Origin of the sequence: Synechocystis sp. PCC 6803 substr. PCC-P (assembly GCF_000284455.1) — a bacterium.
GTDB lineage: Bacteria > Cyanobacteriota > Cyanobacteriia > Cyanobacteriales > Microcystaceae > Synechocystis.
Genome location: NC_017039.1, coordinates 355,430 through 382,367, shown reverse-complemented (window position 1 = coordinate 382,367; position 26,938 = coordinate 355,430). Strand labels below are relative to the sequence as shown.

General features: G+C 38.4%; 27 protein-coding genes and 1 pseudogene. All 28 read right to left on the bottom strand.

All coding sequences use genetic code 11. From position 1 onward, the window contains the following. Positions 1–30 precede the first annotated feature (30 nt). The 28 genes and pseudogenes from SYNPCCP_RS01825 to SYNPCCP_RS01690 all read right to left on the bottom strand — a co-directional run bounded on the left by SYNPCCP_RS01825 (position 31) and on the right by SYNPCCP_RS01690 (position 26,923). A complete protein-coding gene (locus SYNPCCP_RS01825; protein WP_010871558.1) occupies positions 31–1,191 on the bottom strand; it encodes a glycosyltransferase in 1,161 nt (386 codons plus the stop codon). A gap of 1 nt (position 1,192) precedes the next feature. After that, a complete protein-coding gene (locus SYNPCCP_RS01820) occupies positions 1,193–2,338 on the bottom strand; it encodes a glycosyltransferase (protein WP_010871557.1) in 1,146 nt (381 codons plus the stop codon). A gap of 116 nt (positions 2,339–2,454) precedes the next feature. After that, positions 2,455–3,303 (bottom strand): IS630-like element ISTcSa family transposase, encoded by an 849-nt coding sequence (locus SYNPCCP_RS16655; protein WP_010871248.1) that lies wholly within the window; start codon positions 3,301–3,303, stop codon positions 2,455–2,457. Between the two features lie 113 nt (positions 3,304–3,416). Then, positions 3,417–4,649, bottom strand: coding sequence for a hypothetical protein (locus SYNPCCP_RS01810; RefSeq protein WP_223211330.1), 1,233 nt, complete (start codon positions 4,647–4,649; stop codon positions 3,417–3,419). Between the two features lie 79 nt (positions 4,650–4,728). Further along, entirely contained in the window at positions 4,729–5,883 is a 1,155-nt protein-coding gene (locus tag SYNPCCP_RS01805) for a glycosyltransferase (RefSeq protein WP_010871555.1), read from the bottom strand. 52 nt (positions 5,884–5,935) lie between these two features. Next, positions 5,936–6,898, bottom strand: a complete 963-nt coding sequence (locus SYNPCCP_RS01800; protein ID WP_010871554.1) for a GDP-mannose 4,6-dehydratase — start codon at positions 6,896–6,898, stop codon at positions 5,936–5,938. Positions 6,899–6,915: 17 nt separating this feature from the next. Then, on the bottom strand, positions 6,916–7,722 hold the full coding sequence (locus SYNPCCP_RS01795; RefSeq protein ID WP_010871553.1) for a bifunctional 2-polyprenyl-6-hydroxyphenol methylase/3-demethylubiquinol 3-O-methyltransferase UbiG: 807 nt from the start codon (positions 7,720–7,722) through the stop codon (positions 6,916–6,918). A gap of 134 nt (positions 7,723–7,856) precedes the next feature. After that, complete coding sequence (locus SYNPCCP_RS01790) at positions 7,857–8,714, bottom strand: glycosyltransferase family 2 protein (RefSeq protein WP_010871552.1); 858 nt, start codon at positions 8,712–8,714, stop codon at positions 7,857–7,859. 9 nt (positions 8,715–8,723) lie between these two features. Continuing rightward, positions 8,724–9,185 (bottom strand): annotated as a pseudogene (locus SYNPCCP_RS01785) (FkbM family methyltransferase); the annotation flags it as partial. A 15-nt stretch (positions 9,186–9,200) separates the two neighbouring features. Continuing rightward, positions 9,201–9,557 carry an FkbM family methyltransferase gene (locus SYNPCCP_RS01780; RefSeq protein WP_010871550.1) on the bottom strand — a complete coding sequence of 119 codons (357 nt, stop codon included), beginning with the start codon at positions 9,555–9,557 and terminating at the stop codon, positions 9,201–9,203. 301 nt (positions 9,558–9,858) lie between these two features. Beyond that, positions 9,859–10,881, bottom strand: coding sequence for a UDP-glucose 4-epimerase GalE (gene galE / locus SYNPCCP_RS01775; RefSeq protein ID WP_010871549.1), 1,023 nt, complete (start codon positions 10,879–10,881; stop codon positions 9,859–9,861). After that, positions 10,878–12,083, bottom strand: a complete 1,206-nt coding sequence (locus SYNPCCP_RS01770) for a glycosyltransferase family 4 protein (RefSeq protein WP_010871548.1) — start codon at positions 12,081–12,083, stop codon at positions 10,878–10,880. The genes galE and SYNPCCP_RS01770 overlap by 4 nt, the downstream gene beginning before the upstream one ends. Positions 12,084–12,148: 65 nt before the next feature. Further along, positions 12,149–13,219: a glycosyltransferase family 2 protein gene (locus SYNPCCP_RS01765; protein ID WP_010871547.1), complete on the bottom strand. Its 1,071-nt coding sequence runs from the start codon at positions 13,217–13,219 to the stop codon at positions 12,149–12,151. Between the two features lie 238 nt (positions 13,220–13,457). After that, a complete protein-coding gene (locus SYNPCCP_RS01760; protein WP_010871546.1) occupies positions 13,458–14,561 on the bottom strand; it encodes a glycosyltransferase family 1 protein in 1,104 nt (367 codons plus the stop codon). Between the two features lie 21 nt (positions 14,562–14,582). Continuing rightward, the gene (locus tag SYNPCCP_RS01755; RefSeq protein WP_010871545.1) at positions 14,583–16,652 is read right to left on the bottom strand and encodes a glycosyltransferase; all 2,070 of its coding nucleotides are present in this window, start codon (positions 16,650–16,652) and stop codon (positions 14,583–14,585) included. A gap of 94 nt (positions 16,653–16,746) precedes the next feature. Next, positions 16,747–17,094, bottom strand: coding sequence for a type II toxin-antitoxin system PemK/MazF family toxin (locus SYNPCCP_RS01750; protein ID WP_010871544.1), 348 nt, complete (start codon positions 17,092–17,094; stop codon positions 16,747–16,749). Positions 17,095–17,371: 277 nt separating this feature from the next. Then, a complete protein-coding gene (locus SYNPCCP_RS01740) occupies positions 17,372–17,947 on the bottom strand; it encodes a cephalosporin hydroxylase family protein (protein ID WP_230401102.1) in 576 nt (191 codons plus the stop codon). 202 nt (positions 17,948–18,149) lie between these two features. Next, positions 18,150–18,878, bottom strand: a complete 729-nt coding sequence (locus SYNPCCP_RS01735; RefSeq protein WP_223211329.1) for a bifunctional 2-polyprenyl-6-hydroxyphenol methylase/3-demethylubiquinol 3-O-methyltransferase UbiG — start codon at positions 18,876–18,878, stop codon at positions 18,150–18,152. A gap of 69 nt (positions 18,879–18,947) precedes the next feature. Next, positions 18,948–20,183 carry an NAD-dependent epimerase/dehydratase family protein gene (locus SYNPCCP_RS01730; protein ID WP_010871541.1) on the bottom strand — a complete coding sequence of 412 codons (1,236 nt, stop codon included), beginning with the start codon at positions 20,181–20,183 and terminating at the stop codon, positions 18,948–18,950. Continuing rightward, entirely contained in the window at positions 20,180–21,205 is a 1,026-nt protein-coding gene (locus SYNPCCP_RS01725; protein ID WP_010871540.1) for an ATP-grasp domain-containing protein, read from the bottom strand. The genes SYNPCCP_RS01730 and SYNPCCP_RS01725 overlap by 4 nt, the downstream gene beginning before the upstream one ends. Then, positions 21,202–22,338 (bottom strand): DegT/DnrJ/EryC1/StrS family aminotransferase, encoded by a 1,137-nt coding sequence (locus SYNPCCP_RS01720; RefSeq protein WP_010871539.1) that lies wholly within the window; start codon positions 22,336–22,338, stop codon positions 21,202–21,204. Before SYNPCCP_RS01720 ends, SYNPCCP_RS01725 begins: the two co-directional genes overlap by 4 nt. 56 nt (positions 22,339–22,394) lie before the next feature. Continuing rightward, the gene (locus SYNPCCP_RS01715; RefSeq protein ID WP_010871538.1) at positions 22,395–22,700 is read right to left on the bottom strand and encodes a DUF2442 domain-containing protein; all 306 of its coding nucleotides are present in this window, start codon (positions 22,698–22,700) and stop codon (positions 22,395–22,397) included. Positions 22,701–22,704: 4 nt separating this feature from the next. Continuing rightward, positions 22,705–22,854, bottom strand: a complete 150-nt coding sequence (locus SYNPCCP_RS17525; RefSeq protein ID WP_230401107.1) for a DUF4160 domain-containing protein — start codon at positions 22,852–22,854, stop codon at positions 22,705–22,707. 163 nt (positions 22,855–23,017) lie between these two features. Then, the gene (locus SYNPCCP_RS01710; RefSeq protein ID WP_010871537.1) at positions 23,018–23,608 is read right to left on the bottom strand and encodes a Uma2 family endonuclease; all 591 of its coding nucleotides are present in this window, start codon (positions 23,606–23,608) and stop codon (positions 23,018–23,020) included. 151 nt (positions 23,609–23,759) lie between these two features. Beyond that, a complete protein-coding gene (locus tag SYNPCCP_RS01705) occupies positions 23,760–24,620 on the bottom strand; it encodes a Uma2 family endonuclease (RefSeq protein ID WP_010871536.1) in 861 nt (286 codons plus the stop codon). Between the two features lie 50 nt (positions 24,621–24,670). Then, complete coding sequence (locus tag SYNPCCP_RS01700; RefSeq protein WP_010871535.1) at positions 24,671–25,123, bottom strand: DUF29 domain-containing protein; 453 nt, start codon at positions 25,121–25,123, stop codon at positions 24,671–24,673. A gap of 34 nt (positions 25,124–25,157) precedes the next feature. Further along, on the bottom strand, positions 25,158–26,459 hold the full coding sequence (locus tag SYNPCCP_RS01695; protein WP_010871534.1) for a class I SAM-dependent methyltransferase: 1,302 nt from the start codon (positions 26,457–26,459) through the stop codon (positions 25,158–25,160). Then, positions 26,375–26,923, bottom strand: coding sequence for a dTDP-4-dehydrorhamnose 3,5-epimerase family protein (locus SYNPCCP_RS01690; protein ID WP_020861421.1), 549 nt, complete (start codon positions 26,921–26,923; stop codon positions 26,375–26,377). The genes SYNPCCP_RS01695 and SYNPCCP_RS01690 overlap by 85 nt, the downstream gene beginning before the upstream one ends. Positions 26,924–26,938: the final 15 nt, after the last annotated feature.

The following is a 26,938-nucleotide window of genomic DNA, read 5'->3' as shown; positions in this document are numbered from 1 at the left end:
GGCAGTAAAGCTAGAAAACTTGCCATGGCTCTAGTCCAAGATAACGCAGTCAGGTTTTGGTCCCTGATTCAGAATCCAGCGGTAAACGGCAAGGGTGTCCTGGGCGATGGCATTCCAGTCGTAGCATTTGACGTATGCTCTACCTCTTTCCCCCATAGTTCGTAATTCCTGGGGATGTAGAATTGTTGCTTGCTGGAGAGCATCGGCAATAGTCGCAACTGTCGGTTCTACCCACCAACCACAACGGTAAGTTTGGAGATCTTGCCAGGGAGTCCCAGTGGTGGTGATGACGGGAATGCCATAGGAAAGGGCTTCGGCAACTACGACGCCAAAGTTTTCACTAAAGGTGGGCAGAATAAACAGATCAGCCTGACGGTAAAGGTTGGCTTTGGCTTCTCCCTCCACAGAGTCAAGGATTTTGATCGTTTGCTCTAATTGGTGTTGTTTGATTTGGGCTTGAACTTCAGCACGGTGATTATTTTCGTTGGGGCCAGCAATGAGTAGTTGCCAGTCTGGGGGGGAAACTTGATGCCAGGCTTGGATTAGGTTCATTAATCCCTTTTTGGGATGAATGCGACTGAGGAATAGAGCTGTTCGGTGGCGTGATGATTCCGGAGGAGATGCTTGAGATTCTAGCGTGGGGAAAAGAATGCCGTTGGGAGTAATAGCTATAGGCTGACGCAGACCAAAATGACGAAGACTCTGGGCTTCCTGGTTGGCTGTGGCAAACAGTATTTGAGCCCGTTGTAGATCACGATTTTGATAGAGCCATAGGGCAATCCGTTTTTTGAATTTACGGTAGTTGAGGGCCCAGGGTTCGAGCATGCCTCTAGGATGGATAACTAGGGGAATGTTATATTGCTTGGCAGTTTGACTCCTCCAATAGCTAATCGGATGCCACAGGCCATGGCCATGGATAATGTCGGACGGGTAAGAGCTTAAACGGGAGCGGAGTAGGTTATTTAATGGCAATCCTAGGGATAGGGCAATTCTGTGAGAGCTGTTTACAATGATTCGATTAACTTTAGAGTTTGGAGCAGGAGCAACAACTGAGCTATCTGTTAAGCATTGGCTCAAAAGAGTAACTTCGGTGAAGTTCTGGTGGGAAAGGGCATCAGTCAAATTGGTAACAGTTATGGATGGCCCCCCTGCTTCAGGGGCCAAGTCTGCAATTATGTGTGAAATTCTCATATTACTGGTTGAATTGAGCAGATAAAAGTTGAGCTAAATTTTGTTTAAACTGCTCAAATCCATAAATTTCAATCACTTTTTGCCGGAGAGTTTCTGGTTGATAGAGAATTGGTAAGGGATAGGTCTTTTCTAGGATTTGGGTAATTACTGTGCTAATTTCGTCCAGATCATCGGGATTCACTAACACTCCCAGTTCGCCATTGCATAGAGCATCGATCGCCCCATCTTGATTACCACCAATGGTGGGTTTTCCGCAGGCCATGGCTTCTAGATACACAATACCAAAACCTTCCCCTTTACTAGGCATGGCGAAAACATCACAGAGGTTATAGTGATCGGCTAGTTCTTCGTCGGGGATGAATCCTGCTAGGGTAACGTAATCTTCTAAGTCTAGATCTTGAATTAGTTTTTCGATTCTAGGGCGATCGCCTCCTTTACCGCCGATTAGGTAATGGATATTGGGAATAGTTTTAATAATCTCTGGTAAAGCACGGATAATTTGGTCATAGCCTTTATAACGTTCTTCCCCAGCTAATCTGGCAATGGTCAAAATAACCTGCTGATCTGGGGTGAGATTATATTTTTCGAGTAAAGATTGGGGTTTCGGGGCAATTTGAAAGCGTGAAGTATCAAAGGTATTAGGAAGAACAACAACTTTCTCTGGATCAAGAGCTTGTTCCTGGAGGAGGCGATCGCGGGTGTAGTGACTAACGGCCAGAATTCGGTCAGCATGGCGCAAAGCTTGAATGATATGCGGATTTTGGAGGTTCCAGGCATCTACTCCATGGGCCACTGTCCAGTAAGAAATACCCATTAATCGTTGAACCAAATGAGCTACAGGAGTGAAATTAGCATGGCCGCAAATAATTAAATCTGGTCTTTTTTGGAAGCTACTGATAAATAATAAGAGAGCAAAATAAAAAGTTCTCAATTTTAGAGGAATATTTCCTCCATAATGAAATTTAGTTTCAGGCAAAACTCTTACATTAGGCGTGTAATGGGTATCATGTTTTAAAAAGACATCATAGAAGGCATTTGGATAGACTTCCTGTAAAGCTTCGATCAAAAAAGCACAATAAACTTGAATTCCTCCTTTAAACTGGAAAATATTAGGCAACCAAAGGTGAACTTTGAGGTTTCTAGGCATAGTTTTTATTTAAATTTTAATTCTTTAGTCCTATATATTCTTAAAAATTAGATTGATATTTTCTGAATATGAACCTGATTTAGACACATATAGTAGTTTCAAATAAGGCTGAGACGCTAAACGCCACAGTAAGAACGGATAATTTCATCAAGAGACGTGTCAATAGGAGCGTACATTCTAGCTCGTTTCAAGGCACTAAAGTCATGCTCAATATCATTTAAATCAGGAGAATATTTCGGCAAAAAAAGAACTTCATGACCTGCTTCTTTAGCCAATTCTTTAATGGCAGTTTTACGATGAATAGGAGCATTATCCATTATTAATATTGATGGAATGTCGAGGGAGGGTAGTAAATATAATTTTAACCATCCTTCAAAGCCTTCTGCATTCAAACTCCCAGTAAAAACCATCGGTGCAATCAAATCTTTTTTTCCTTTTCTTCTCCCTGCTACTAGATTTTCTCTGACTCCCCTTTTTCCTTGTCTATCTCCATAAACTTTTTTTCCTTTTTTTGACCAGGCATAAATACAAGCCTGGATTGCTTCGAATCCAGATTCATCTATGTAAACTATAGCTTGACTACCATAGAGCTTGATTAGTTCTCTTAACATTCTATAGTACTTAACTCGTTCCTCCCGGTTTCTTTCTCGATAACGTAGTTCTTTTTTTTTTCTGTTTATTTTCATTTTCTTTAATGCGTAATATACGGCACTCGGCCTCACTCCAAATTTCTTGGCTCTGTCTATCAATCTTGCATCGGGATTTTCTTCTACGTCTTTTTTTAGAGCTTCCCAGTCTAATTTCCTATGGCGACGCTCTACTTTTGTTGGGCTTAAATCTACTCTATTTAACCATCTGTATATCGAGGCTTTTCCTATTTTATATATCTTGGAAGCCTCAGTTATTTTTCCTCCAGCTTCTATATAAGCTACTACCCTTTGCCTTAAATCTAAACTGTAAGCCATTGTTTAAACCTGTTCATTTTGTACACCCCATAATTTTACATTAAATTCTCTCATCGTTAATTGAAGTGACTATAAAAGCTGGGAATACTTCCAGGGTCTTTCAAGGAAAACTGCTAAAACTTGATGTTTTTAAGATCTAAATTATCATAAAATATTAGTCCCAATAAAATTGGAATAACAGCATAGCTCTCGAATATAATCGTCGTGAAACAAGAAATAATAAGGTAAAAAGATAGGGCATTTCTGCTTTGTAGCAAATCTCCTGTTAGAACTAGGTAGTCTTGACTGTTATTTATATTAATATGCCTAGGAGTTTGCTTAAATAAGTTTATTACAATCAATATAAATAATAACAGACCTGTGATTCCAAACTGACCAATTAAAGATGCTGGTGTAGAGTCAGATAAAAAATTACTGCCATCATAACCTGTCAGGATCAATGCATTAGAGCCATAACCTAAATAGTTGCCAAAAATGAATTCGTAAGGATTGAGTCGGTTAATTAGGTTGAAAAGAATATGATATCTACCGTCTTGTAAAGGCGATGCAGTGTCATCTGCACGGTTACTGATAAGGTTAATTCTTAAGAGAAGAAATTGTAAAAGAGGGACTGTAAGCAAAAAGGCAAAAGTTAAGTTCTTAGCTCTAGTTGAAGCTATGGATTGACGAGATAGCTTTATAGCTACAAATAACAAAATGAATATGCCAATTATTAACAACGATGCTCGCGACCCTGTAAAAAACAGAGCAATACCATAACTTATAATTAAGAAAAAACGAATTATATTAGGCGGAAGCATAAAAAGATTTACCATTATCAGTAGAGCTAAGAAGCGTCCTAAGGTATTGGGATCGGCAAAAGTTCCGACGGATCTCGCAGAGCCAGAATGTAGCCAATCAAGACCATTATTGATGATTGCACTATTGCGTTGAAGAAAAGAGTGATAAACCTGAATAATGCCAATTATATTTACGCATTCTAAAATTATTCTGAAATAAAAAAAATTGAGATGCTTATGGCAAAAAAATAGCAAAGAAGCAGTAATTAAAAATGGCCTAATCACCGCCACTATGGTGAATAGAGTTAAATTAGTGACATCTCTACTGGCAAAAAGGTTTGATAGGGACAAAAAAAACAGTAGGATGAAAGATAGATAATATCTCTGAAGGTTTATATTGGGACTAAAATCCAGAATTTTTCTTCGGGGGAAATATATGCTTGCCAGTAGTAACACCAGAGAAAAAGCATCTTTAAGTATCTTTTCCCAAGTAGGCACCAAGTCTAGGTAATCACTGTATTTATAGAAATAAGCATCCCAGCTTTGATTGACGGCATAATCAGACATCTTCCAATAAGTCAAGCTAGAGGAGGCAATAATTAAAAAAAATAGGATATGAAGAAAAACGACTGGATCCGTTAATTTATTAATTCTTATGGTGGGCATGAACGTGTTGGTTTAGTATAGTAACAACGTTTCTCCAACTTAAATTTTCTTGGTAATAAGCATAGGTTTTTTCAGTTAAATCAGCAAAGGCAGATTTTGTACTTAACATACTTAAAATTTTTATCAGTTCTGATTGGAAACTAGAATATATACCATCAGGTACTAAAAATATACTTGGTTGATCTTTCAAAAACGAGTCAGTTAAATCACCATCAGTTCCTAAGATAGGTAGTTTATGTTCAATGGCAGACATCAATGACCCTCTTTTAGCGCTTACCCCAAATTCATGGGGCATTATCAGTAAGGTACTGATTTGCAGATATTGAGACAAAATGTCCGCCGAGAGATAGCCAGGACGAACTACAGGATTTGTGCAAGATATGTTCAGAGACTGGGCATTTCCTAGGAAAAGCCAAGTAACGGACAGAGAACGGGAACGGAGATAACGATCTAACTTAATCACCCATGATTTACGAATAGAACCAATACATCCATACAGAGTTAGTACTAAGCTATCTGGAGAAATATTCAACTGTTGACGTAAATTATCTTTTTGCTGGGATGAAATTATATTTGGAGCAATATTATTTGGAATGGGCAGGTAGCAAATTATTTTTTGATCTTGAACTAAGCGTTGAAGCTGCCGAGAATATTGCTCAGAGCCACAAAAGATACTATCACTAGACAAGGCTAAAGCTTTAAGTGCATGAGCCTGAACAATCCCTTTAAACCAGGTACCAGGATAGCGCAAAAACCAATAATAGGTTTCATGAACTATCAAAACAGTCTGCATAGACTGGGCACATTGTTTCCAGAAATTCACCAAATTTAGGTCATATCCTTGAGAATTGTATAGGTAGGGAGCGTACTGCAACACAACTATTTTTACTGATGCTTGATTAAGCAAATTCAATAGTTTTTCATAATCTTTTTGGGTATTTCCTTCTAACACTGGAAACACCGGAACTTCACCATGAAAAGATTCACAACTTTTACCAGTTAGCAAGCTCAGTTCGATGTCTTGATATTGATTAAAATATTTGACCAAATTAACCGTATAGTCCCCAACACCGCAGACATAGGGATGGGTTTTTGCTGTAATGGTCACAACGGGGTTTAATTGGGAGGTTGTCATGGCAAAATTGAATAACGATTACTCTCATATCCGATCTTTGTTTTTGTGAGTATCAATATTTCCCATTTGACCTCGCATTAATCATCATTTTTACCACGTCTGGGGTTTTATACTCTGCTTTCCACCCCAATTGCTCCTGAGCTTTGCGGGGATTTGCTTTACCCATTGCCAAATCCGTAGGACGAAATAAACTTTGATCGATGATGACATGCTCCCGCCAGTTTAATCCCAATGAAGAGAAAGTAATTTCCACAAAATCCTGTAAAAGATAACTCGCCCCTGTGGCAATGACATAATCATCTGGTTTTGCCTGTTGGAGCATTAGGTACATAGCCTCGACATACTCTGGAGCCCATCCCCAATCCCGACTGATGCTGGTGTTGCCCAAATAGAGCTTTTCCTGACTGCCCTGGGCAATACGACACGCAGTAGCGATAATTTTTTGAGTCACAAATCTTTCTGGCCGCAAGGGAGATTCATGGTTAAAAAGAATGCCGGAGCACGCATATAGATTATACGCTTCTCGATAGTTTGCCACTTGCCAAAAGGCGGCGGACTTGGCCACGGCATAGGGACTCCTAGGACGAAAGGCGGTATTTTCATCAGCGGCGGAATTGCCTGTATCTCCAAAGCATTCACTAGAACTAGCGCTGTAGAGTTTGATTGGTTTGTCCAAAAAGCGAACAACTTCTAATAGGTTTAAGGTGCCGATAGTGATACTTTCTAGAGTTTCAACGGGCTGTTCAAAGGATAAACCAACGGAAGATTGTCCGGCAAGGTTATAAATTTCATCGGGGTTGACCTGTGAAACCACCTGCAAGACACTGCGGAAGTCTGTTAAGGCCATGGAGACGACTTTTATAGACTCCCGGATACCCAAAATTTTGAGATTACGGAAATTGGATATTTGAGCGTCCCTTGACGTACCCCAAACGGCATAACTTTTTTCAATTAGTAGTTGAGCTAAATATGCCCCATCTTGTCCTGATATGCCAGAAATTAATGCTATTTTCATAATAAATTATAGAATTTTTATTCACTCTTATGCGACAACAAAACAAGGGTTGTCGTGTGCAATTTACGCTTTATCGATAAGGGCATAGAGCAAGTTACATTTTCAAAAACTAAAATCCAAGACTTGGGTAAAAACTTTAATAAATAATGTAGTTTAATATGGCCATTTGTTAATGAATTAGTCACCAGTCTAGCTTCTTTAATAACTAATCCTGCTTGATGTGTTAGTTGTTCAACCTCGTCTAAATGAAGTAAAAAAATATGTCCATCTGAGTTTGGTTGAAATTGCATTTTTTCATATTGACTAGGATCAGAACAGTCAGAAAATCTAGGTAAATGATTTTTGAAATACTCTCCATTAGGGGTACTTAAGACAATATGACCATCTGGCTTAAGCATTTTGGCAATATTTTTCAAGAAATTATCAGGATGAGCAACATGTTCGATTACTTCCGCAATCAAAACCACGTCAAATTGCCCGTCAAAATTCAAATCAAAAATATTTCCTGGTGCATAGTTAACAGTACCTGACTCCCATTTTAGTTTGACATAATCAATTAATTCTTCGCGTAAATCATTCCAAGTAACCTCGTATCCCATTTCTGCTAGTGTTAACGTAAAATTGCCTTGTGCCGCAGCTACATCTAGAATTCTGGCTCCAGGCCTAGCGACACTCTTAATCAAATTTAATGTATGCTTTCTTCGGCTTTCATAAGCATAAGCATAACCAGGAAACTTTAATGAACCATAAACTTCCAATAAATCGTATGGATAACTATATTTCCAGCTATCAGGCCAATCATTCTGACAAAAAATTTTTCTCATGGTTTTTAAGTGGTTATACTATCCAAGTGGTAAAGCAAAGTCTTTACAAAATAAGTGTTATGATCATGCCAATGCATATCAAATTTATTCGATTTTAAATATAGCTCAAAATAAAAACTTTGAGCCTTTAAAATTTAAGCACAAAAAGACCTAGAAAATAATTCGAAATTTGACCATGAATTTATTATGCATTTAATGGTTAATTTTGGGTCAAGAATAAATTGCTTCAAAATTTCATAGGAAAATAGACATTTATTTTTAAAAGTTGATTGATATAGAAACGAATGACATAACATCGCAAAAAATCTGGATGATTGATCCATTTCTTGGTCAGAAAATGACCGAGCTTTAGGATTAAAATGATGAATAATATAGGTAGAATCTAAATGACGTATGCGATAGCTTAAATAATATAAACGACTCCCCCATTCTAAGTAAGAAGCACCAAACTTATAGTATTCAACAAATCTTAAACCTGATGCAAAAATTTTCTTCGGATAAATACTAGCACCATCGGCGATCGCCCAACAATTTTGAGTGTCTTTAGGATAGAAAGAAAAACCACGAGGATGTAATTGACCAGGACAGGGATGTGGGGCGTTTTCGATAGACGATGTTGGCGAATATTCTCCAATAATCCAGATAGAAGATGGATCTGACTGAATAGCATTTAAACAAACTTCGATATGTTGTTCAGGAAATTCATGATCATCATCCATTGTGCGAATATGAGTACCGTAACAAGCTAAGGCAACATAGTTACGATTAGCATAAAGTCCCCGCTTTGGTCCGTCGATGTAACGGCATCCCCATTTTTGAGCAATCTCTTTGGTTGAACTCTTATATAAATCATCTGAGTCGTCTGAAACCACGACTTCAAAAGGTTGAACTTTCTGATCTCGCAAACTTTTTAAACAACGCTCTAAGCTATCAGGACGATTACGAGTCACTAAAGCAACACTTAAATTAATTTCTTCTTGTTGATTCACCATAATTATTTTTTATTCAATGAAATAAAACAAGTTACAATAGCCTTTCGTTTCCCAATTGTCAGACAAAATAGTTTCTTGACTTTTGTCAAGGGCATTGTGAAAATGACGACATCTATAGCCTAACTTTTTTAGATAATTATGTACGTTCCATTCTGACAACTTGCTGACTTTGGCTAACAAAGTATTGAATTCGACACATAACCAGGGTTGATATCTAATTAAGGTCTTGTAGCTTCCTTGCAAACATTCAAGCTCAAAACCTTCAACATCTATTTTAATACCGTTAACAATAGCTCCGTCTAAAACTTGATCTATTGTGGTTAAAAAAACTTCTTGTGTATCTCGCGTTGCATTGTCTTTAATACAAGAAATATTATGAGTAGTATTGCACTCAAAAAATACTGTTTTTTGTTCATTGCCCACGGCTTGGGAGATCAAATTAATATCATTCTTAAATCTTGATAAAGATACATTGTCCGATAATTTTTAAAAAGTTGATGGATTGGGTTCAAAAGCATATACTTTGCCAGAATAACTCACTCTAGAAGCAGCAACTAAAGACCAAATACCAATATTTGCACCACAATCAACAAAAGTATCTGACGGCTTCAATAATTGAGTGAGTAATTCTAAGTCTTTTTGCTCCTCTCTTTTTAAGTAAACCATAGCTTCGTAAGGAATACTCAAATCACATAGGATTTTTTCGCCGCCTGGCAATATTCTATATTTGGTTCTATGGTCTTTATTTTGATTCATCCAATATCTAATAATTCTCCATTTACCTTTAAATTCAGGAGTTGTTTTGATAAATTGACCAATGTAGTCGTTAATAGTTGTTTTCATGATATTTTTATACAAATACTCATTTATAGTTTTAAGATTTGTTTAGTAAACATAAACGATTTTGATTTCTAGGTGCAATTTGGTGACGATGAAAAAGTATTTTTGTTGCTTAATCTTATGCTAAGTAATTCATGTGAAAATTTTGTGTTTTAAGAAAATTGTTTAGTAACCTCCATGCATTTATTAGATAGTCAAGAATAGCTATAATAACCTTCGATCAAATCTGAAAATCTAATGGTTAATCGGTGGATAAATAACTTCTATATTTTTTCAAGTATTATGCAGAATCGTTATATATTTTTCAAATAATATTATGAATACGTCTGTTATTTAAATTATTTCGTTTAATTTCCCAAGCTAATGCGGTGCGAAGAATAATATCTAAGTTATTGTACTTTGGTGTCCAATTTAACACTTGGCGAATAGAGTCTGCACAGGCTATAACTGAAGCTGGATCGCCCAAACGTCTTTCTGTTTCTCTGACCAAAAAATCAACCCCAGAGATTGCTTTAGCTCGATCAACCACCTCTCGTACGCTATAGCCTTGACCATAACCACAATTCAGAATTTGACTTTCTCCCCCGTTTTCTAAATAACGAAGAGCATCTAGATGGGCCTTAGCTAAGTCTTCTACGTGAATATAGTCACGAACAGCGGTGCCATCACGGGTTGGAAAATCTGTGCCAAAAATATCTAGCGAGGGTTTAAGATTCAGAATTGCGTCACAAACCGACCGTACTAAATGGGTAGTTGTCTTCGACATTTGCCCTAAACGCCCCTCTGGATCAGCTCCTGCAACATTAAAGTAACGTAGAATTACATATTGTAGAGCAGAGGACTTTGCATAATCTTGAATTATCCATTCACTGGCTAATTTTGATCGACCATAGGGATTTATTGGACAGGGAATCTCGGCTTCAGATATGGGATTAGACGAGGAGTTACCATAAACAGCAGCAGTACTTGAAAAAATCAGTCGGTTTACACCAAATATCTGACAACATCGTATTAAACTGAGAGTGTTACTAGTATTGTTTGCGTAGTAGTTAAGAGGATGAATTAAAGATTCTGGAACTATTAAGCTACCAGCAAAATGCATTACCGCAAGTATCTCATGCTCATGAAATACCTGATGAAGACGTTCGGTGTCGGCAAGATCGCCAATGACAAGTTGACCATAGAGTATTGAACTGGGAAAACCAGTCGAACAATTGTCATATACGACTATGCTGTATCCTGCTTCACCGAGCTGGCGGACAACACTGGAGCCAATATAACCCGCTCCTCCTGTAACTAAGATTTTGGGTGGGGAAGACTGGGTCATTGTTTACTCCTAAAATCGTGGTAAGCATTCAAGGTTTCATTGGCAATACTCGACCAATCAAAACTTTGAGCAACTTCAACACACTGTTTTGACAACTCTGTATAGCTTGTCTCGTCCAGACACAGTAAGTTTATGAGCTTTTGGCTAAATTGTTCAACATCTCCAGCGGGAACTAATAGTAAATTATCAAAGCGACGTAAAGCTTCCCTTGTACCTGGAATATCGTAAGCAATAACAGGTAAACCAGATGCCAGTTTTTCTAAAATAGAAGTAGGAAATCCCTCTATATAACTTGGAAAAGCGCCTACAGTTGCTTCACTTAGAAGAGTTGGCAAATTAGCGTTTTTATAACTTGGTACAATCCTGAGACAATCTGATGAAGGATAATTTAAGTCTTTCATGATTCCTTCTACACCACTTCTTGAATATCCACTTGTACCTAGGAATAAAAAATTAGCAAATGGAAGTTTATTTCGAACCTTATTAATAATCGCAGGCCAATCTCTTGCCCCTTTACCATTCCCCCAAGAACCGACAAAAACAATTTGTTGATTCATCAACCTAATTTTAGGCAATTTAGATTCTCTGAAAAAATCTTGATGCTGTTTTTCTGTCAATCCATTTGGTAAATAAACAGATTTGTCACCTAAGTTTAAAACATCACGAACATAAGCTAACTCATCAGAATTTATCAAAATTATTCCGTCTGCTTTTTGAAAGCTTAATAAATAATTTTGATTTTGCTTTTTCTGTTTAATTTTGCGTAATTTCCGCAGCAACAATTTAAATACATTGTTATTACCAGATAAGTTCCATGTTTTTTGCACAAGCTCTTGAAATTGTTGATGAAAAGCATATAATCCAACGCTTCTTACAATCAAGGTTCCATTGAATTTTAATTCTTCTTTGGAAAAGGGTAAATTACCCTGTTGAGCATCAATTATGTCGAAAAAGTTAGCATGTTTTTGAATATATTCTTTGGCTCTCTGTGAAAAACTTGGCATAAATAGCCTATAAAGCCATAGTAATTTTGGTGGCAAGGATTTTATTTCAGGAAAAGCATCATAGTAGTCAAATTTTTCAACAATATGTCCTTGTCTAGAGAATTCTTTTGCTAACTCCATTTGGGGTTTGGGTCCCCCTAAGTTAGCGTCCCAAGGCATATGTAATACCATTAAGATTTTTAATTGCTTTTTATCCATAAGATTGGGTAGACCAAGTTTGGGATATTAATTGATTAGATTGCCTCTTGAAGAAACCCATTAAACTAATTTGTCCTAATAGTTCTTTTTAGAAGTTTATAAATTTGTTCGCCAAGCAAAGATCGAAAAAATATTTTCCAAAATAATGGCCAAACAGCCAGGGTAGGTCTTTTAACAATGGTTTTAGTAATTTGTAACCAATGAAAATTGTCCAAGGAATTTATATAAGGTTGGAGAGAGAGATAATCAAATGCTTGGATTCGAAAAAATATTTTTTCCAGCCAAGTTGGTAAATTTTCAGCTTCTGCTAGAGCTACTTTATGCACCTCCGGTTCTGGCACTATTGCATGAAAGTCTATTCGTGATATTGTTCCCATGGTTTTACTGTCCTCATGCCATCTGAGTCGAGTTAGTTTTTCTTGAATCCAAACTGACTTAGGTTCTTGATTTAAGACTCTTAGAAAAAATTGAAAATCCATGGCGTAGTATAGCTCTATACTTAGTGGAAAACATTGGTCTGCCATTTCTTTTTTTACAAAGATTGCTGGCTGTGGCAAAAAGCCAGACGACCAATATCGAAGATATTTTTTGAAATAAGTGGGATCTGATTTTTCTGTGGATGTAATTGCTTGATTAAAATGGGTTCCATCAGCATTAATATTTAGACATTCACCAACAATTAAATCGTATCCTTTTTGATAAAAGTTGATAACTTTCAAAAGTGTAGATTGATCATAGTAGAGATCGTCGGCGTTGAGCCAGGCAAACACGTCTCCTGAACAATAACGATACCCCTTATTAATAGCATCTGTTTGTCCATGATCGGGCTCACTTGCCCAGTATTTCAAATATTTTTCGTATTTTCGAATAATTGTAACTGTGTTATCTGTCGAACCACCGTCAACGACTATGTACTCAAGGTTAGGATAGCCTTGTAGTAAAACAGAACGAATAGTTTCTTCGATAAACTGACCATAGTTATAACTAGGAGTAACAATACTGATTTTTGGCCAATCCGAACCATCAGGCATTTTTTCCGGTAAAGCTTCATTTTGCTCTGTCCAGGGCCAGCCTGTTTTACCCGGTGGGGGAGCTGGCAAATCATTAAGAGTGGGAGCTTTTACTATTGGATTCATATAAACGTTCGCAAATAAATATTTAAGTTCTCGTAATTTTATACGGTTAGCATGATTGGTGTTAAGAGTTGATCGCCTTTAGGAATTCTCATTTATAAATTGAAATCACTATCAATAAAGAAGTCAGAGCCGCAATAAGTAGCAATGTCAGAGCATATACTTGCTTTTAAAGCAAAGTAGAAATATTTTTATTTTAATCATTCGCTGAACTGCCATGGCCTACTTGGTTAAAATTATTCTATAGAAGAGAACGATATGTTTCAACTGTTTGTTGTGCAGTTTTATCCCAACTAAATTTTTTGCATTGTTTTTTACCTTTTTGAATCAGGCTATCTCGTTTTATTGGGTTTTCTAAAACATACAAAAGTTGATCAACTAACTGATCCATCGATTTGGGATCAAATAGTAGCCCTGCGTCACCTACTACTTCCGGAATGCTAGAAACATTAGATCCAATTACGGCAGTGCCACAGGCCATGGCTTCTAAAGGTGGAATACCAAACCCTTCATAAAGGGAAGGATAAACAAAAGCAATGCTCTGATTATAAAGCTTGGCTAGTTGTCCGTCTGTAGCTCTGCCATAATGGACGACATTTTTCGATAAGCCTAGGAATTCAAGGCGTTCTTTTTCTTGATTTTCAAAGGGTGAGCCAACGACACAAAGCAGTAAGTCGGCATATTTGGGTTTGGCAGTGACTTTTTGAAACGCAAGTAGTAATTGATCAAAGTTTTTGTATGTTCCCCTAGCACCCACATAAAGAAAGTAAGGTTGTGTTGGCACTGAAGCATTAACGTCAATATTATCTTCACTAAACTCTGTAGCTAAATAGGTTACACTGACGCGATTCTCTAAGGCAGGATATTGATTTAATAAATCTCTCTTTGTGTTTTCTGAATTGCATAATATTGCCTGTGCAGCAAGAATAGCGTTTCGCTTAATTTCAGCCTGCTCACCATTAGGATCCATGTAGTCGGCAAAGATTTCATGGATCATGTCATGGACTGTAATGACAACTGGACATTGATAGCTTTCAATTCGACGACCGGTTAAAAGCGAATAATAGGTTGGGTGAGCTAATTGAGGTTTATATTTTTCAGAAAGATATTGAAAATACTCTTTTCTTACCCAGTTACAAATTCTACCTGGGCGAAACCTTAAGTCAAAACGATACAATTCAAGGTGGGGATGGATGGGATGACTACCTGTTTTTTCCCTGCCGGTGGTTAAACCAGGATAAAAGTCTTCTGGCAATCGACTTATTAAGTTATCAAAGTAGCGGCTAATCCCCCCAGATTGCTTGGAGTAAGCTGCATAAATTAAACCATCGTAAAAGATTTTCATATTATGAAACGTAAACTAGTTTTATTCTATTTCAATAAGAGTAGAATAAATATCAGAAATTTTGCTGGGAGAATGAAAAGAATTAATATAAGATTTTCCTTTTTTACCTATTTCTTTGAGCTTGTCTTTCTCATTGTAAATTTTTTTTAATATGGAAGATAATTCATCTTGAGATAAGTTCTGAGAGACTTTTAGCAGAACATCGCTAGGTAATTCTGAAAAGCTGTCAATATCACTAGCTATTACGGGAATACCGCAAGACATTACCCTAAGCAATGAGCTAGATGTTTCTCCTCGTGAAGTAGATCTTAAGTTAAAACAAGCATCGGTGACTTTTATGAATTTATACAAGTCTTCCATACTTACACCAAGTTTACACACAAGCCTTTTATCATCTTCATTTGCTCGGAGAAAATTTAGTACTCTTGAATCTGCAATTTCATAGCCGACCATAAGAAATGCTACATTCTCATTTTGAACAAAAGAATGACAAAAAGCTAATAATAATTCGTAAACCATCTTGGGCTCAGATATAATTCCAAATACTCCAAAAACAAAAGTATTTATATCAATATTTAATTCATGTCTTAGTGAATTTTTATCTTGCTTTAAGTTTTCTTCAGGCAAACTCATGAGAAGACTAATTACATTTACACTTAAATTTGGATACTTACTCTTTACCTGGGTAGATGCAGAAAGACTATGTACTACAATCTTATGTCTTTCTGGTTGCTGCAAGACATTCCCGGACATATGTATTCCGTCGTGCAAGACTACTATTCCATGGTTTTTATTGATATATTTAAACATATAGTTGTGATAATAATTATTTCCAATTTGATAAACAATTTTCTTGATTCCAAGTATCTTTGAGGTTATGGGAAATAATCTGTGATTTAAGTAAAAAGTATTTTCAATGTTTGGGCATTGTTTTTCTGTGTATGAGTCATCTATAAAGACGAAAATCTGATACTTCTTGCAGAGAAATCTAATCAATTCTTCCGAGTAATCTGATATACCAGATTTTATTGGTTTCACAGGAGAAAAAAAAGCTAATTTCTTTAAGTCAGAATTCTTTTGTTTGCTTGATGCATACAATTGATACATTTGTGGTGTATATTTTAAGTTATAAATAAATGTTCGTAGCGAATCAATGAAATATAAACACGATTGGCGGAAATTTCTAATTATTATCTTTAGCAAAGAGATTAATTTTTTACGAATGCAAAAGATATTCAACCAACCATATTCAATTGAATATAAGTGACCGAAACGACGCATTAAAGTCAATAAAATATCAAGAAACAAGAGTATTTTTTGTTGTTTTGTTAATATGTTTTGCAAAATCAAGGTTCTTTCAATTTCCGAAAAGAAATGAAAACAGATAAAAGCATACGGATAAGATTTTTCCAGCACATATTTAGAATTAATTTCTTTTGCATAGTCTTCTGTACTCTTTTCCTGAAATACTCTATGAATAACACAAGTATTTAATGTAGTGGCTTTGCCGAGTAATAATATGCAAGCGATAAAAACCCAGTCACCTCCAAAACATGAAGGAATTCTCAATTTTAGAACGGCTTCTTTGCGATAAAGTCCATAAAAAATTCCATTATCTTGAACTTTATTAAAATATTCTTTCACCCTTTCTATGGGAGAGTTTTCTTCTAGGCAAATATTTTCTCCCATACGGATATCATCACCCAAATAATACTTGGCAATTCCACTACAAAGTAAATACTGATGATTATTTTGAAGAAAAAATTGACAGTCATAAATATAGTTTTCACTAATCCAATCATCATCTGCCAGCCACATGAAGTATTCTCCAGTCGCTTTTTTTAAAACAAAACTAAAATTGTTAGTAGCACCAAAGTTTTTAGCTTGACGTATGTAAGTTATACGGGAGTCAAGTTTACAAAGTTCCTCACACAATTGTTGGGTTTCGTCAATTGAACAGTTATCAGAAATAATAATTTCGAGGTTTGTGTATGTCTGATTAACAGCAGAATTTATTGCTCGTTTTAAGCTTTCTGCTCGATTATAAGTTGGTATACCAATGCTGACTAATGGCTTGTCATTTTTGGACATAGAATTTTAGCAAATCTAGTGAATTCATTTTATGCGCCCATCGGTGGCAACGGTGATCAACAGTTTATGCTGAATACTTTTGCCAATCTTAAATTCAAGACTGGTTTTCACATCCAAAATACCTACAGAAAGTCAGATGAAGTTTACTAAAGCTTTGGGTAGAGAGCGTACCATGCTTTTTGATGACAACCTGTTTTGAGATGACGAATATTTTTCTCACCATCACTTTGGAGCACTTGGACAGAAGGCCCTCAATAAAATCCGACTCATCCAACACGATTTCATCGTCATTTAATTGACCTACCCTGCTACTCACCGGCATTCCAACAAAATCATCGAAGGGCAAATTGTCCTTAAAAACAACAACGGGCCTTAGTTTATTCTGCTTGAGGTCAGAAAAATAGAACTCGCATAGGACGACTTCTGCCTGCTTCAGATCCATACATCATCCTCGGAGGGATCATGCCATTCATCAATCAATGTTGCTGAATGATCTGATAAGGCCCGTAGTTCCAATTCATTACCATGGCCATCTAGCATAATGACTACACGTACATGCTGATTTTTCAGAGATTTGTAATGATCTGGAATTGTAAGAACACCATCTTGTAGATCTGCTTCAAACTCTATTGCGTACATCGTTCATTACCTAAAATCGACATTTCTTTATACATAATAATCTAGATAATCTAGGTAAAGTGACTACCTTTAAACAAGAACTAACCTAACCGCTTCAAATAGCCATCGGGAGCCACAGTAATCAACAATTTGTGCTGGATGCTCTTGTCAATTTCAAATTCAGGATGGGTTTTGAGATATTCCCACACCGCTGTCTTGGGATTATTCCCCACGCCCCAGGGCCTGTCGCCAAACATCTCGTCAGGCAGATCTTCGACTACTGTATCGAATACGACGCAGTAACTACCCACGGAGGTTAGGGGAGCATAGGCTTCCAATTCTGCCAGCACATGATCATGGGTGTGATTACTATCCAGACAAACGAGAATTTTTTGTTTGCCTTCGGCTTTAGCTTTAACTTGTTCAATTATTTCTGGAGCAATGCTAGAACCCTGGATCATGGAGATGCGCTTAACCATGGGATGGGCTTCAATGGCTTCCCGATTATGTTGACGAATGTCAATGTCTATACCCAACACTTCTGCATCCTGGGGACCACCAGAAATAGCATTGAGTTCTAACATGGAAGCCGAAAAAATCAGCGATCCACCGTGGGCAATGCCCGTTTCGATGATTAAATCTGGCTGAATTGACCAGATCAACTCTTGCATGGCCATAATGTCTTGGGGATATTGAATAATGGGGCGGCCTAGCCATGAATAGTTATAAGTGTAACCATTTCGATTAGTTTCACGCGACCATATTCGAGATAGCGCCTGAATATCTTTGTCCGCTCCAAGTCCCGTAACATTTGCTTCAACTTGAGATTTAAAAGAGTCTAATGGATTCACTGAATTACCTCTTAATTGAATAAGTTAATCACTTAGTAATACAAGCATAGATAATATTACAATCTTCAGGATGTTGTTTACCTAGCTCATAGGATGCGCGACAAAATTCTGCTTTCCAGTCTTTTTGCTCACCACCAACTCGCCCCCAACCAAATCCACCTTCTTCCCATAGTCCATTTGCTAAGAACCAATCCATTTGAGGAGTGGAGAGAGACTTGTAAAATACACCACCAGTTGCATTAATTTTAAGCCCAGCTTGTTCAATATCATTGCAGAGAGTTGACAGTGAATAGGAACGGCGATGTCCTACGACTTGAATATCAAAAGGTGAGAGTTCTTCGCAGTGAGTCAGAGTTCCCATCAATACTGCTAGTCTTCGATTTACAGCTAGGGCATTAGGTACGTGAACTAATAAAATGCCATTTTGACTCAGCAAGCTAGCCGCTTTTTGTAAGACACTTATTGGATCTACTACATGCTCAAGAATATTAAGCATTGTAATGGTGTCAAATTTTTGATTAGTCTCAAATTCCTCAATCAAGCCTTCATAAAATTCTGCACTGGGCATGTTTTCTTTGGCTAATGCGAGGTGCTGACTAGAGGCATCTAAACCAACAACAGTCTTAAAAGCTGGTGCTAAAAGGGAAGTTAAAGTTCCATCTCCGCAGGGCATATCTAATAAGCTGTCACCACGAGAGTGCTCTATGCAAGCTTTCGCTTGGTAGTAGCCTAGAATGCTGTTGTAATCAGCAAACATTTTAGACCTAGCCCACGTAAATCCTTCTTGTAGTTCTTTTTCTGTTTTTAGGTGCATTTGCTTGCTTTCTTAGTTGGTGGAAATTTGATGTAGAAGGGACTTTAAACCTTGCTCAAAGAAAATTACAGGCTCCCAATCTAAAACATGATTAGCTCGCCCATAATTCATTGCAATTGATGCAACTTCTGTATTTACCTCTATTTGTTGGATCATACTAGAACTGCCTAACTCATCTCTAATCATCTCGGCAATTTTCAAGGTTGAACTTAATTGTCCAGTTCCTATATTAAGATTACCGATAAACCTAGACTTGAGGGTCGCAACGATAGACGATATAAGGTCATCGATGTGAAGGAGATCTAATTTGGGATTGCCATTGATATAGTGATGGGTAACTATTTTCTGCCCTTGACTCGCTTTTTTAAAGAAGTTAAATATAAACTTCGGTTTGTCAGACATTGAGCCATAAACTGGACTAGATCGCAAGATAGCACAACGTAAGCCACGAGTACGCCGACAATGATCTATTAATATTTCTGCTAAATATTTTGTCTCTCCGTATGGACCACGAGGCAATGCTGGTGTAGATTCGTCAGCATGAATTGTGCCAGCATATCCAGAATAGATTTCCCAACTAGATGGATAAATCAAGGGAATATCTTTTGCAAGACATACATCAATAACATTACGCAACATTGTTAGAGTTTGTCCCATCGCAACGTTGGAAGTATAAACTCTGGGATTTGCCAAGTGAACAATACAATCAATATTTTCTTCACTGGCCAATAAATCAAGCTTTGTACTCCCAGCAAAAATGTCAATCTGCTCACGAGTTGGAGATATTAACCTAAATTCACTATTAATTAAAGCACCTTGCAAGGCTGTGCCTATGAATCCCCTCCCCCCTGTGATTAAAATATTTCTATATTGACTACACTTTTCTTTTTTAATATTCACTCCTAAAGCTTGACGAACTGCGTTGAGTGGATCAAGCTTAATTTCTGCTTCGCCAGTAGCTTCTTGAACTTGACGCAGAGCTTGGTTAAAAGGGATTTTTTCCAAGTTTGTAATAATACCAACAGCTATGGCATTACTCCGAGACATTCCATAGTCACAACAAATTACAGTGCGCTTACCTTGCTTAATTAAATCGACTCCTTGGTGAATTTTATGCAAAATAGCACTGTTATCATTGCCAGCTTTATCTACAAGATCTCGAACATCAACAACAGTAATATCTGTAATATTCTGAACAGCGTTAAAAGCAGCCGTACCTAGAAGTGGTGTAATCCAACGTATTTTCATCTTAAGGCCTCTTCTGAAACATACTGCTCAGTTAAACTACGCAAATACCAACCAGTCTGAATTAACGGTTTTTGAGGTTCTATTTGCAAGGCTAAATACCGAAGCATTATGTCAACTTCATTAAAACCAGCCATAGCCCGAAGATATGTTGATGCTGAAAATCGTGGATTAATCTCAAATGGCATAAGTTTTCCATTCCTGACTCTTGCTTGGATATTAATAGGGCCAGCACTATTGAGTGCTTTAGCTATATCTTCCGCTTGCTTACACAATTCTGGATATTCACCAATGTACCCTTGGGAGTAGCCACTAGAAATAATACCACCACGGCCTCGGTATGCAACGGATAATTTGGCGCTCAATTCTCGCTTTAGAGCAATCGAACCGACAACATTTTGGTTGGGAAGAGACAAAACACCAATCGTAAATTCGCCCTCGTTAATATCAATATATTCTTGAGCGATAGGCTCGCTTCCATTACGTTTAATAAACTCAGCATAAACCATAGCCTCTTCAAAACTAACAGCAAAAAAGACAGAAACACTACCCCCTGTTCCCGTTGAAGGCTTAACAATACAGGGCAATCCGATGTAGTCTAAATCTGATTTACTTTGTAGCGCAATAGTTTTAGGAATTGATATTTCTAACTCAGTTAATTTATTAAAAGTACGCTTTTTATTGGAGCAAATAGATATTAAACTAGGTGAATTTGCTACCACATGAATATTTGCCGCAGCAAACATTTTTGTTTCTTGACCTAACAGTTTCATTGGCTCTTCGCCACCTGGGATTAGCCATTTTACGCCCGCATCAACACAAACATCCAGAACATTTCTCGCATAGTTACTAGATGAGACTTGATAGGTATTCAAAAAGTCATTTTCATACATACCATAGGCAGTAGCAGAAATATCACATCCAAATACGTCGTATATTTTAGCCAGTTTGAGGGACTTACAAATTTCTGTGCCAAGAGAAGCCCCTCCAATCCCAGCAATCATTACTTTGATTCGTTGATTCATTTTTTTGATCTATTTGCGTTTTTCGGATAAAGATTGTCTGTCATAGAATCAATAACCTGTTTAATATCCTTGCCACTCAAATCATGATAACTAGGCAAATTTATTGCCCTTGTTGGAATATCCCATGCCAACTTATTTGTGGGCTTATCATCAAACATCGATAAACTCGATAACGGCCAAAAGAAAACACGGGCATCCACATTCGCCTCCTTAAAAAGGACTTGTAACTTTTCCCGAGTAATACCAGATTCAGGGCTAAATACCGCCGTTGGCATCCATCCACCATTAACCATACCCTTTGGCTCAGGATTCATTGTTATCCCCGGTAAAGACTCCAAATTTTCTTTATAGTAACTAAGGATTTCCCGTTTACGGCTAACCAACTCTTCAATGCGCTCCATTTGAGCACAGCCGATCGCCGCTTGGATATTGGACATCTTATATTTAAAGCCCACCATATCCGCCCAAAACTGCTTCGTTTGCCCCCTAGCCCGGCCATGATTCGAGAGCGTTAACACCGTCTCGTATAAATCAGGATCATTGGTCACGAACATCCCCCCTTCCCCAGTTGTCAACGTCTTCGTACCGTGGAAAGAAAAACTGCCAAACTTACCCATCGAGCCAGCCCGCTTGCCATGGTAAACCGAGCCGATCGCCTCTGCCGCATCCTCAATAATCGGAATGCCATGGCGTTGCTCGATCGCCAATAAAGCCTCCATATCACAGAGATTGCCGTAAATATGAGTCGCCACAATCGCCTTCGTCCGTGGCGTAATCGCTTGCTCCGCCAAAACGGGATCAATACACCAACTATCTGGCAAAATATCCACAAATACCGGCTTGGCCCCCAGATGGACAATGGGAGCCACCGTAGCAATCCAATTCGTATCCGCTAAAATCACCTCATCACCAGGGCCAATCCCCAGAGCCGCCATCCCCATGTGCAAAGCCCCCGTACAGCTAGAAGTTGCAATGCTATATTCGACCCCTAAATATTTTTTAAATACTTCTTCAAAACGCACAATATATTCATAACAGCGATCGCCCCAGCCATTGCGAGCGGCATCAGTAGCATACTCGACTTCCAGCTCAGTTATTGAGGGCTTAGTGTAGTAAATGCGGGATTTAGCCATAAAATCAGTCTTAATTTGAACTCCACATATCAGGGTTATTTATTTCAGAGGTAGAATCAACTAACGGCAACTTTAGCTCGCAAATACCCCCATTTTTCAAACTGTTCCTTCAATTCAGGAAGATCACGAAATGCGAGAAAATACAGATATTCAGGCGCAAAGTCAGCACCATTTGACCAACAAACTGTTCCCAATTCTGCATCAACTCCAAATTGTTGAAACAAAACCAGATCTTGCAATGGACTAAACATCTTGCCGTTTAAACTATCGACTAGATCGACAATTCCAGTACGATGATCATTAAATTGAAGCTTAATTTTGTAGTTATCCATGTAAGAAGCAGAAACAACATGTAAAAACATAACTTTACTCCAAAGGAAGAATGAATTTTAGATCTTCTTGTTGGCGACAAAGTTGCCAATTGGCTATTAACTCGGGTTGATGTAAATCATGCCATTCTAAAACATGACGTAATGCTCGTTTTGGAAATGACCCATTCACTACACCTGTTTCGATTTCGACAATGATTTCATATTCACCGTATCTTGCATGGTAGTGGGGAGGCGAACGATCATTCTAGTACATGCAGATTGTGATTCCTAAAAAACGACTAATAATGGGCATTGTATGGCGATCAACGGCTTGGTGTAGTAAATGCGGGATTTAGCAATAAAAACGATTATAGACAGGTTAACTCATCAATAAATTCAGTTACCGCATCATATTGATCCGGGTGACTAACATATTTTACGAATATTTCTAGATTTAATTCTGGCAATAATTGACTGTTATCAACCTTCAAATATTGTCCCTCTTTAAGCGTGTAAACGGTCAATGCAGAATCCTGATAAAACCAAACTTCGGGAACACCAATGCGGCGGTATATTTCCAAAATATTAATACTCCCGCTAGTGACAATTACCTCAATAACTAAATCGGGAATGTCCTTTACTATGTGAATATTATAGGACTCATCTGGCTCCTTTCGTCCCGTAACTTCTTTCGTACCTAAAGTTAAACTACCCATCGTATAAAACCTGATTTTCTTTGCCCTCATATAGGCTTCCAGCAAAAGCCCAATAGTACTTTTTGCTTTTTCATGGGCCTTGCTTGGACTCATAACAATTTCCAGCTCTCCATCTAAATAAATAAAACGAACTCCTTCAATACCTTCAAAAGTAGCTTCAATTTCCTCAAACTTTTCCCAAGAAACACCTGGTAAAACTAAGTGATTAGCCGCTGATTGAGACTTTTCTAATGTAAAAACCATAGCAGTTTATTTTCCCCGTTAAGTAAATTAAGAACTAAGTGACCTTTTAGCATCTTTTCTTCATAGCTGGCCTCAGCGGTGGAGTTCTCCACTTTAAAGTTTGGTGATCGAGGGATTAGTGTAGTAAACGCGGAATTTAGACATAAACTAATTAATCTATAGAAATACCAAGGGATCTAACTTTATCTTGTAATTTTTGTAGTTCAGCCTTAGCCTGTTCAGCATCCTGTTGAGCTTGAATTGCCTTGAGTCTTTCCTGTTCAGCATCCTGTTGAGCTTGAATTGCCTTGAGTCTTTCCTGTTCAGCATCCTGTTGAGCTTGAGTTGCCTTGAGTCTTTCCTGTTCAGCATCCTGCTCAGCTTGAATTGCCTTGAGTCTTTCCTGTTCAACCATGGCCATCCCCTTGTCCACTTCTATTCTTACCGCTTCTTGGGGGGTGGGGAGAACAGCGCCCTCTAGGGTGAAATAGCGCAATTCTTGCCCCTCTATTCCCAAGAAAAAACCCAGCACCTTACTCCAAAGCCAACCCTGATCATTGGGTATAATAGGTTGATACTTGTCACCATCTAGCCTAAAGCCCGCCAACTCCAGGGTATCCGGAGAAAAATAAAAATATTCTGGTGTATGAAATCTTTCTGCGTATAAATCTCGTTTCAAATGGCGATCAGTGTCTGCAGTCGAATCCGATAAAAGCTCAATAATCAAATCAGGATAGCGACCATCTTCCTCCCAAACCACCCAAGATTTTCGAGGTTTTCTGGCAGTATTTTTAACCAAGAAAAAGTCAGGACCACGAAAGTCATGACTCTTTAATTGCTGACGGCTAAAATAGATAGTCAAATTTGCACCAATAAAAAAATCGTTTCGGTCTTGCCAGGCCAATTCTAAGCAGGTAACTAACAGTAGTAACTGCATATAGTGCAAAGAACTTTCCATTTCTGGTTCATCGCTCAATAATTGACTAGCATCGGGCATTTGAGCTTCTAACTCTTGGGCAGTTATGGCAGACATAATACTTAATCGTCCGGTAAATTTACCAACAATTATAAAAACTTTTTTGATTATGGCAACCAACCAAAGTCAAGAATTTGACCCAGGGTATAGGGACAAACTTCAGGAAATATTGTTGGTGATAAGTGAGATTTTTTGATAGCCAGTTTGCGGGCTTTGGCGTAGTTTTTTGGTAGAACTGTCTCAAAATGGTTATGAAGAACTTGGGACTCCAGCAGGGAATCAAGCTCTAACCGAAAATTATCAATCTCTTTTTCCCAGCCTTTACCTGACCAGGGGCGTTCAGCTTGCCAATGCTCGTACAAAAGTAGGTGGATGAGAAGACGCAACAGATAACTTTCTACCTTGTGTCGTTGTTCTCGGCCCAATTCTTCTATTTCCTCAATCAAATTAGCCCAATCAATGACGCTAAATTGCTGCTGTTTAAGTTGTGTTAGGGTCAAATCTAACCAGGCAGGATAATCTTGTTCGTAAAGTGAGGTGAGGGCTGTTGCTTCAACCATAGGAGTTGCTTATTTTCTTTACCTGCTCAACATTCTAACAAATCTGTAAATTAGGAATTGCGGTCACAAATTGCCCCCCCCAGTCTCCCACATAGCCCAACTGGGTCATGATCTCTGTCCGTAAATTCCAAGGCAAAATCAGGACAAAATCCGGGTGTTTTTCGGCGATCGCCGTTGGAGGCAAAATGGCAATATGACTACCGGGTAAAAACTTACCCTGCTTAGATGAAGATGCATCACAAACAAAGGGCAACAAATCCGGTTTCACCCCAGCATAATTGAGCAAAGTATTACCTTTAGCCGCTGCCCCATAACCGGCCACCACCTTCCCCGCTGTTTTCTGTTCAATCAAAAAGGCTAGCAATTGATTTTTAATCTGATCTGCCCGTTCCTGGAAATGCTGATAGATTGCTAAATCCTGTAAACCCTGGGCCGTTTCCTGTTTCAATAATTCCCTTACTCGCTCACTAACTTGGCGATCGCCTAGATGACAGCCATAGACCCGTAAACTGCCGCCATGGGTAGGTAACTCTTCCACATCCCACACCTGCAAGCCAGCTTTAGCAAAGATTTTTGTGACCGTGTAGAGAGAAAGATAGGAAAAATGCTCATGGTAAACCGTATCAAATTGGGTCTGGGCCAGTAATTGCATTAGGTGGGGAAATTCTAAGGTAATGGTTCCCCCTGGTTTCAGGGCTTGTTTTAAACCCAACGTAAAATCATTAATATCCGGTACATGGGCAAAGACATTATTACCAATAATCAAATCAGCCTGTTGGCCCTTTGCTGAGAGCGATCGCCCTAAATTTTCTCCAAAAAACTCTTTTAAAACAGCAATCCCTAGTTTTTCCGCCGCCGCCGCCGTGCTAGCTGTTGGTTCAATGCCCAGACAGGGAACCCCCGCCGCCACAAAATTCTTGAGCAGATAGCCATCATTGGCCGCCACCTCAATGACAAAACTATCCGTAGTCAAACCTAGCCGCTCTGTAATCTTTTCCACATAACGGGCCGCATGGCTAAGCCAACTACTAGACGTGCTGGAAAAATAGGCATAGTCCCCACAGAATAACTCTTCCGCCTGGGTGTAGTCTTCTGTTTGTACTAGCCAACACTGTTCACAAACCTTGATCCTTAATGGATAAGTAACCTCCGGTCTACTTAAATCAATCTGGTTCAAATAGGCATTGGACGGGGGGGCAAAACCCAAATCCAGGAATGTTTGCTTTAAAGGTGTATGGCAATGGCGACATTTCATAAACTCAGACCTAAAAAGGTGGAATCTAGTAAGGGGTGATTTTGGTCTCGCTGGGATAATTCGGTAATTGCTTGGGGCCACTCAATCCCTAGGCGAGGATCTTGGGGATTCAACCCCCCTTCCGCCATCGGGTTATAGGCGACCGAGTGACAGTAAATCAATTCAACATCATCGCTCAAGGCTTGAAAACCATGGGCACAGCCTTCGGGTATCAACAATGCCCTATTGTTATCCGCACTTAGTACTACCCCTTGCCAAGTCAAAAAAGTGGGGGAATCAACCCGCAAATCCACCGCCACATCCCAAACCTGACCCCGAATGCAAGTAACCAATTTCATTTCCGCAGAGGGAGGATTTTGGTAATGCATACCTCGCACAGTGCCGCCTTGGGCCGTATGGGTATGGTTAATCTGGGCAATGGGTTTATGCCAACCTACTTCCTTCAACTCCTCAGCACAAAACAAACGGGCCAAAAATCCCCGGCGATCGCCGATGGGCTGACGGATAACGGTTCTGAGTCCGGCAATGCCCAAATCTTCAGTCAAAAATCTTCCCATAGT

Coding starts and splice junctions, on each gene's coding strand:
- SYNPCCP_RS01825 (WP_010871558.1), bottom strand. CDS start 1,191: ATGAGAATTTCACACATAATTGCAGACTTGGCCCCTGAAGCAGGGGGG.
- SYNPCCP_RS01820 (WP_010871557.1), bottom strand. CDS start 2,338: ATGCCTAGAAACCTCAAAGTTCACCTTTGGTTGCCTAATATTTTCCAG.
- SYNPCCP_RS16655 (WP_010871248.1), bottom strand. CDS start 3,303: ATGGCTTACAGTTTAGATTTAAGGCAAAGGGTAGTAGCTTATATAGAA.
- SYNPCCP_RS01810 (WP_223211330.1), bottom strand. CDS start 4,649: ATGTCTGATTATGCCGTCAATCAAAGCTGGGATGCTTATTTCTATAAA.
- SYNPCCP_RS01805 (WP_010871555.1), bottom strand. CDS start 5,883: ATGACAACCTCCCAATTAAACCCCGTTGTGACCATTACAGCAAAAACC.
- SYNPCCP_RS01800 (WP_010871554.1), bottom strand. CDS start 6,898: ATGAAAATAGCATTAATTTCTGGCATATCAGGACAAGATGGGGCATAT.
- SYNPCCP_RS01795 (WP_010871553.1), bottom strand. CDS start 7,722: ATGAGAAAAATTTTTTGTCAGAATGATTGGCCTGATAGCTGGAAATAT.
- SYNPCCP_RS01790 (WP_010871552.1), bottom strand. CDS start 8,714: ATGGTGAATCAACAAGAAGAAATTAATTTAAGTGTTGCTTTAGTGACT.
- SYNPCCP_RS01780 (WP_010871550.1), bottom strand. CDS start 9,557: ATGAAAACAACTATTAACGACTACATTGGTCAATTTATCAAAACAACT.
- galE (WP_010871549.1), bottom strand. CDS start 10,881: ATGACCCAGTCTTCCCCACCCAAAATCTTAGTTACAGGAGGAGCGGGT.
- SYNPCCP_RS01770 (WP_010871548.1), bottom strand. CDS start 12,083: ATGGATAAAAAGCAATTAAAAATCTTAATGGTATTACATATGCCTTGG.
- SYNPCCP_RS01765 (WP_010871547.1), bottom strand. CDS start 13,219: ATGAATCCAATAGTAAAAGCTCCCACTCTTAATGATTTGCCAGCTCCC.
- SYNPCCP_RS01760 (WP_010871546.1), bottom strand. CDS start 14,561: ATGAAAATCTTTTACGATGGTTTAATTTATGCAGCTTACTCCAAGCAA.
- SYNPCCP_RS01755 (WP_010871545.1), bottom strand. CDS start 16,652: ATGTCCAAAAATGACAAGCCATTAGTCAGCATTGGTATACCAACTTAT.
- SYNPCCP_RS01750 (WP_010871544.1), bottom strand. CDS start 17,094: ATGGATCTGAAGCAGGCAGAAGTCGTCCTATGCGAGTTCTATTTTTCT.
- SYNPCCP_RS01740 (WP_230401102.1), bottom strand. CDS start 17,947: ATGGCCATGCAAGAGTTGATCTGGTCAATTCAGCCAGATTTAATCATC.
- SYNPCCP_RS01735 (WP_223211329.1), bottom strand. CDS start 18,878: ATGTTTGCTGATTACAACAGCATTCTAGGCTACTACCAAGCGAAAGCT.
- SYNPCCP_RS01730 (WP_010871541.1), bottom strand. CDS start 20,183: ATGAAAATACGTTGGATTACACCACTTCTAGGTACGGCTGCTTTTAAC.
- SYNPCCP_RS01725 (WP_010871540.1), bottom strand. CDS start 21,205: ATGAATCAACGAATCAAAGTAATGATTGCTGGGATTGGAGGGGCTTCT.
- SYNPCCP_RS01720 (WP_010871539.1), bottom strand. CDS start 22,338: ATGGCTAAATCCCGCATTTACTACACTAAGCCCTCAATAACTGAGCTG.
- SYNPCCP_RS01715 (WP_010871538.1), bottom strand. CDS start 22,700: ATGTTTTTACATGTTGTTTCTGCTTCTTACATGGATAACTACAAAATT.
- SYNPCCP_RS01710 (WP_010871537.1), bottom strand. CDS start 23,608: ATGGTTTTTACATTAGAAAAGTCTCAATCAGCGGCTAATCACTTAGTT.
- SYNPCCP_RS01705 (WP_010871536.1), bottom strand. CDS start 24,620: ATGTCTGCCATAACTGCCCAAGAGTTAGAAGCTCAAATGCCCGATGCT.
- SYNPCCP_RS01700 (WP_010871535.1), bottom strand. CDS start 25,123: ATGGTTGAAGCAACAGCCCTCACCTCACTTTACGAACAAGATTATCCT.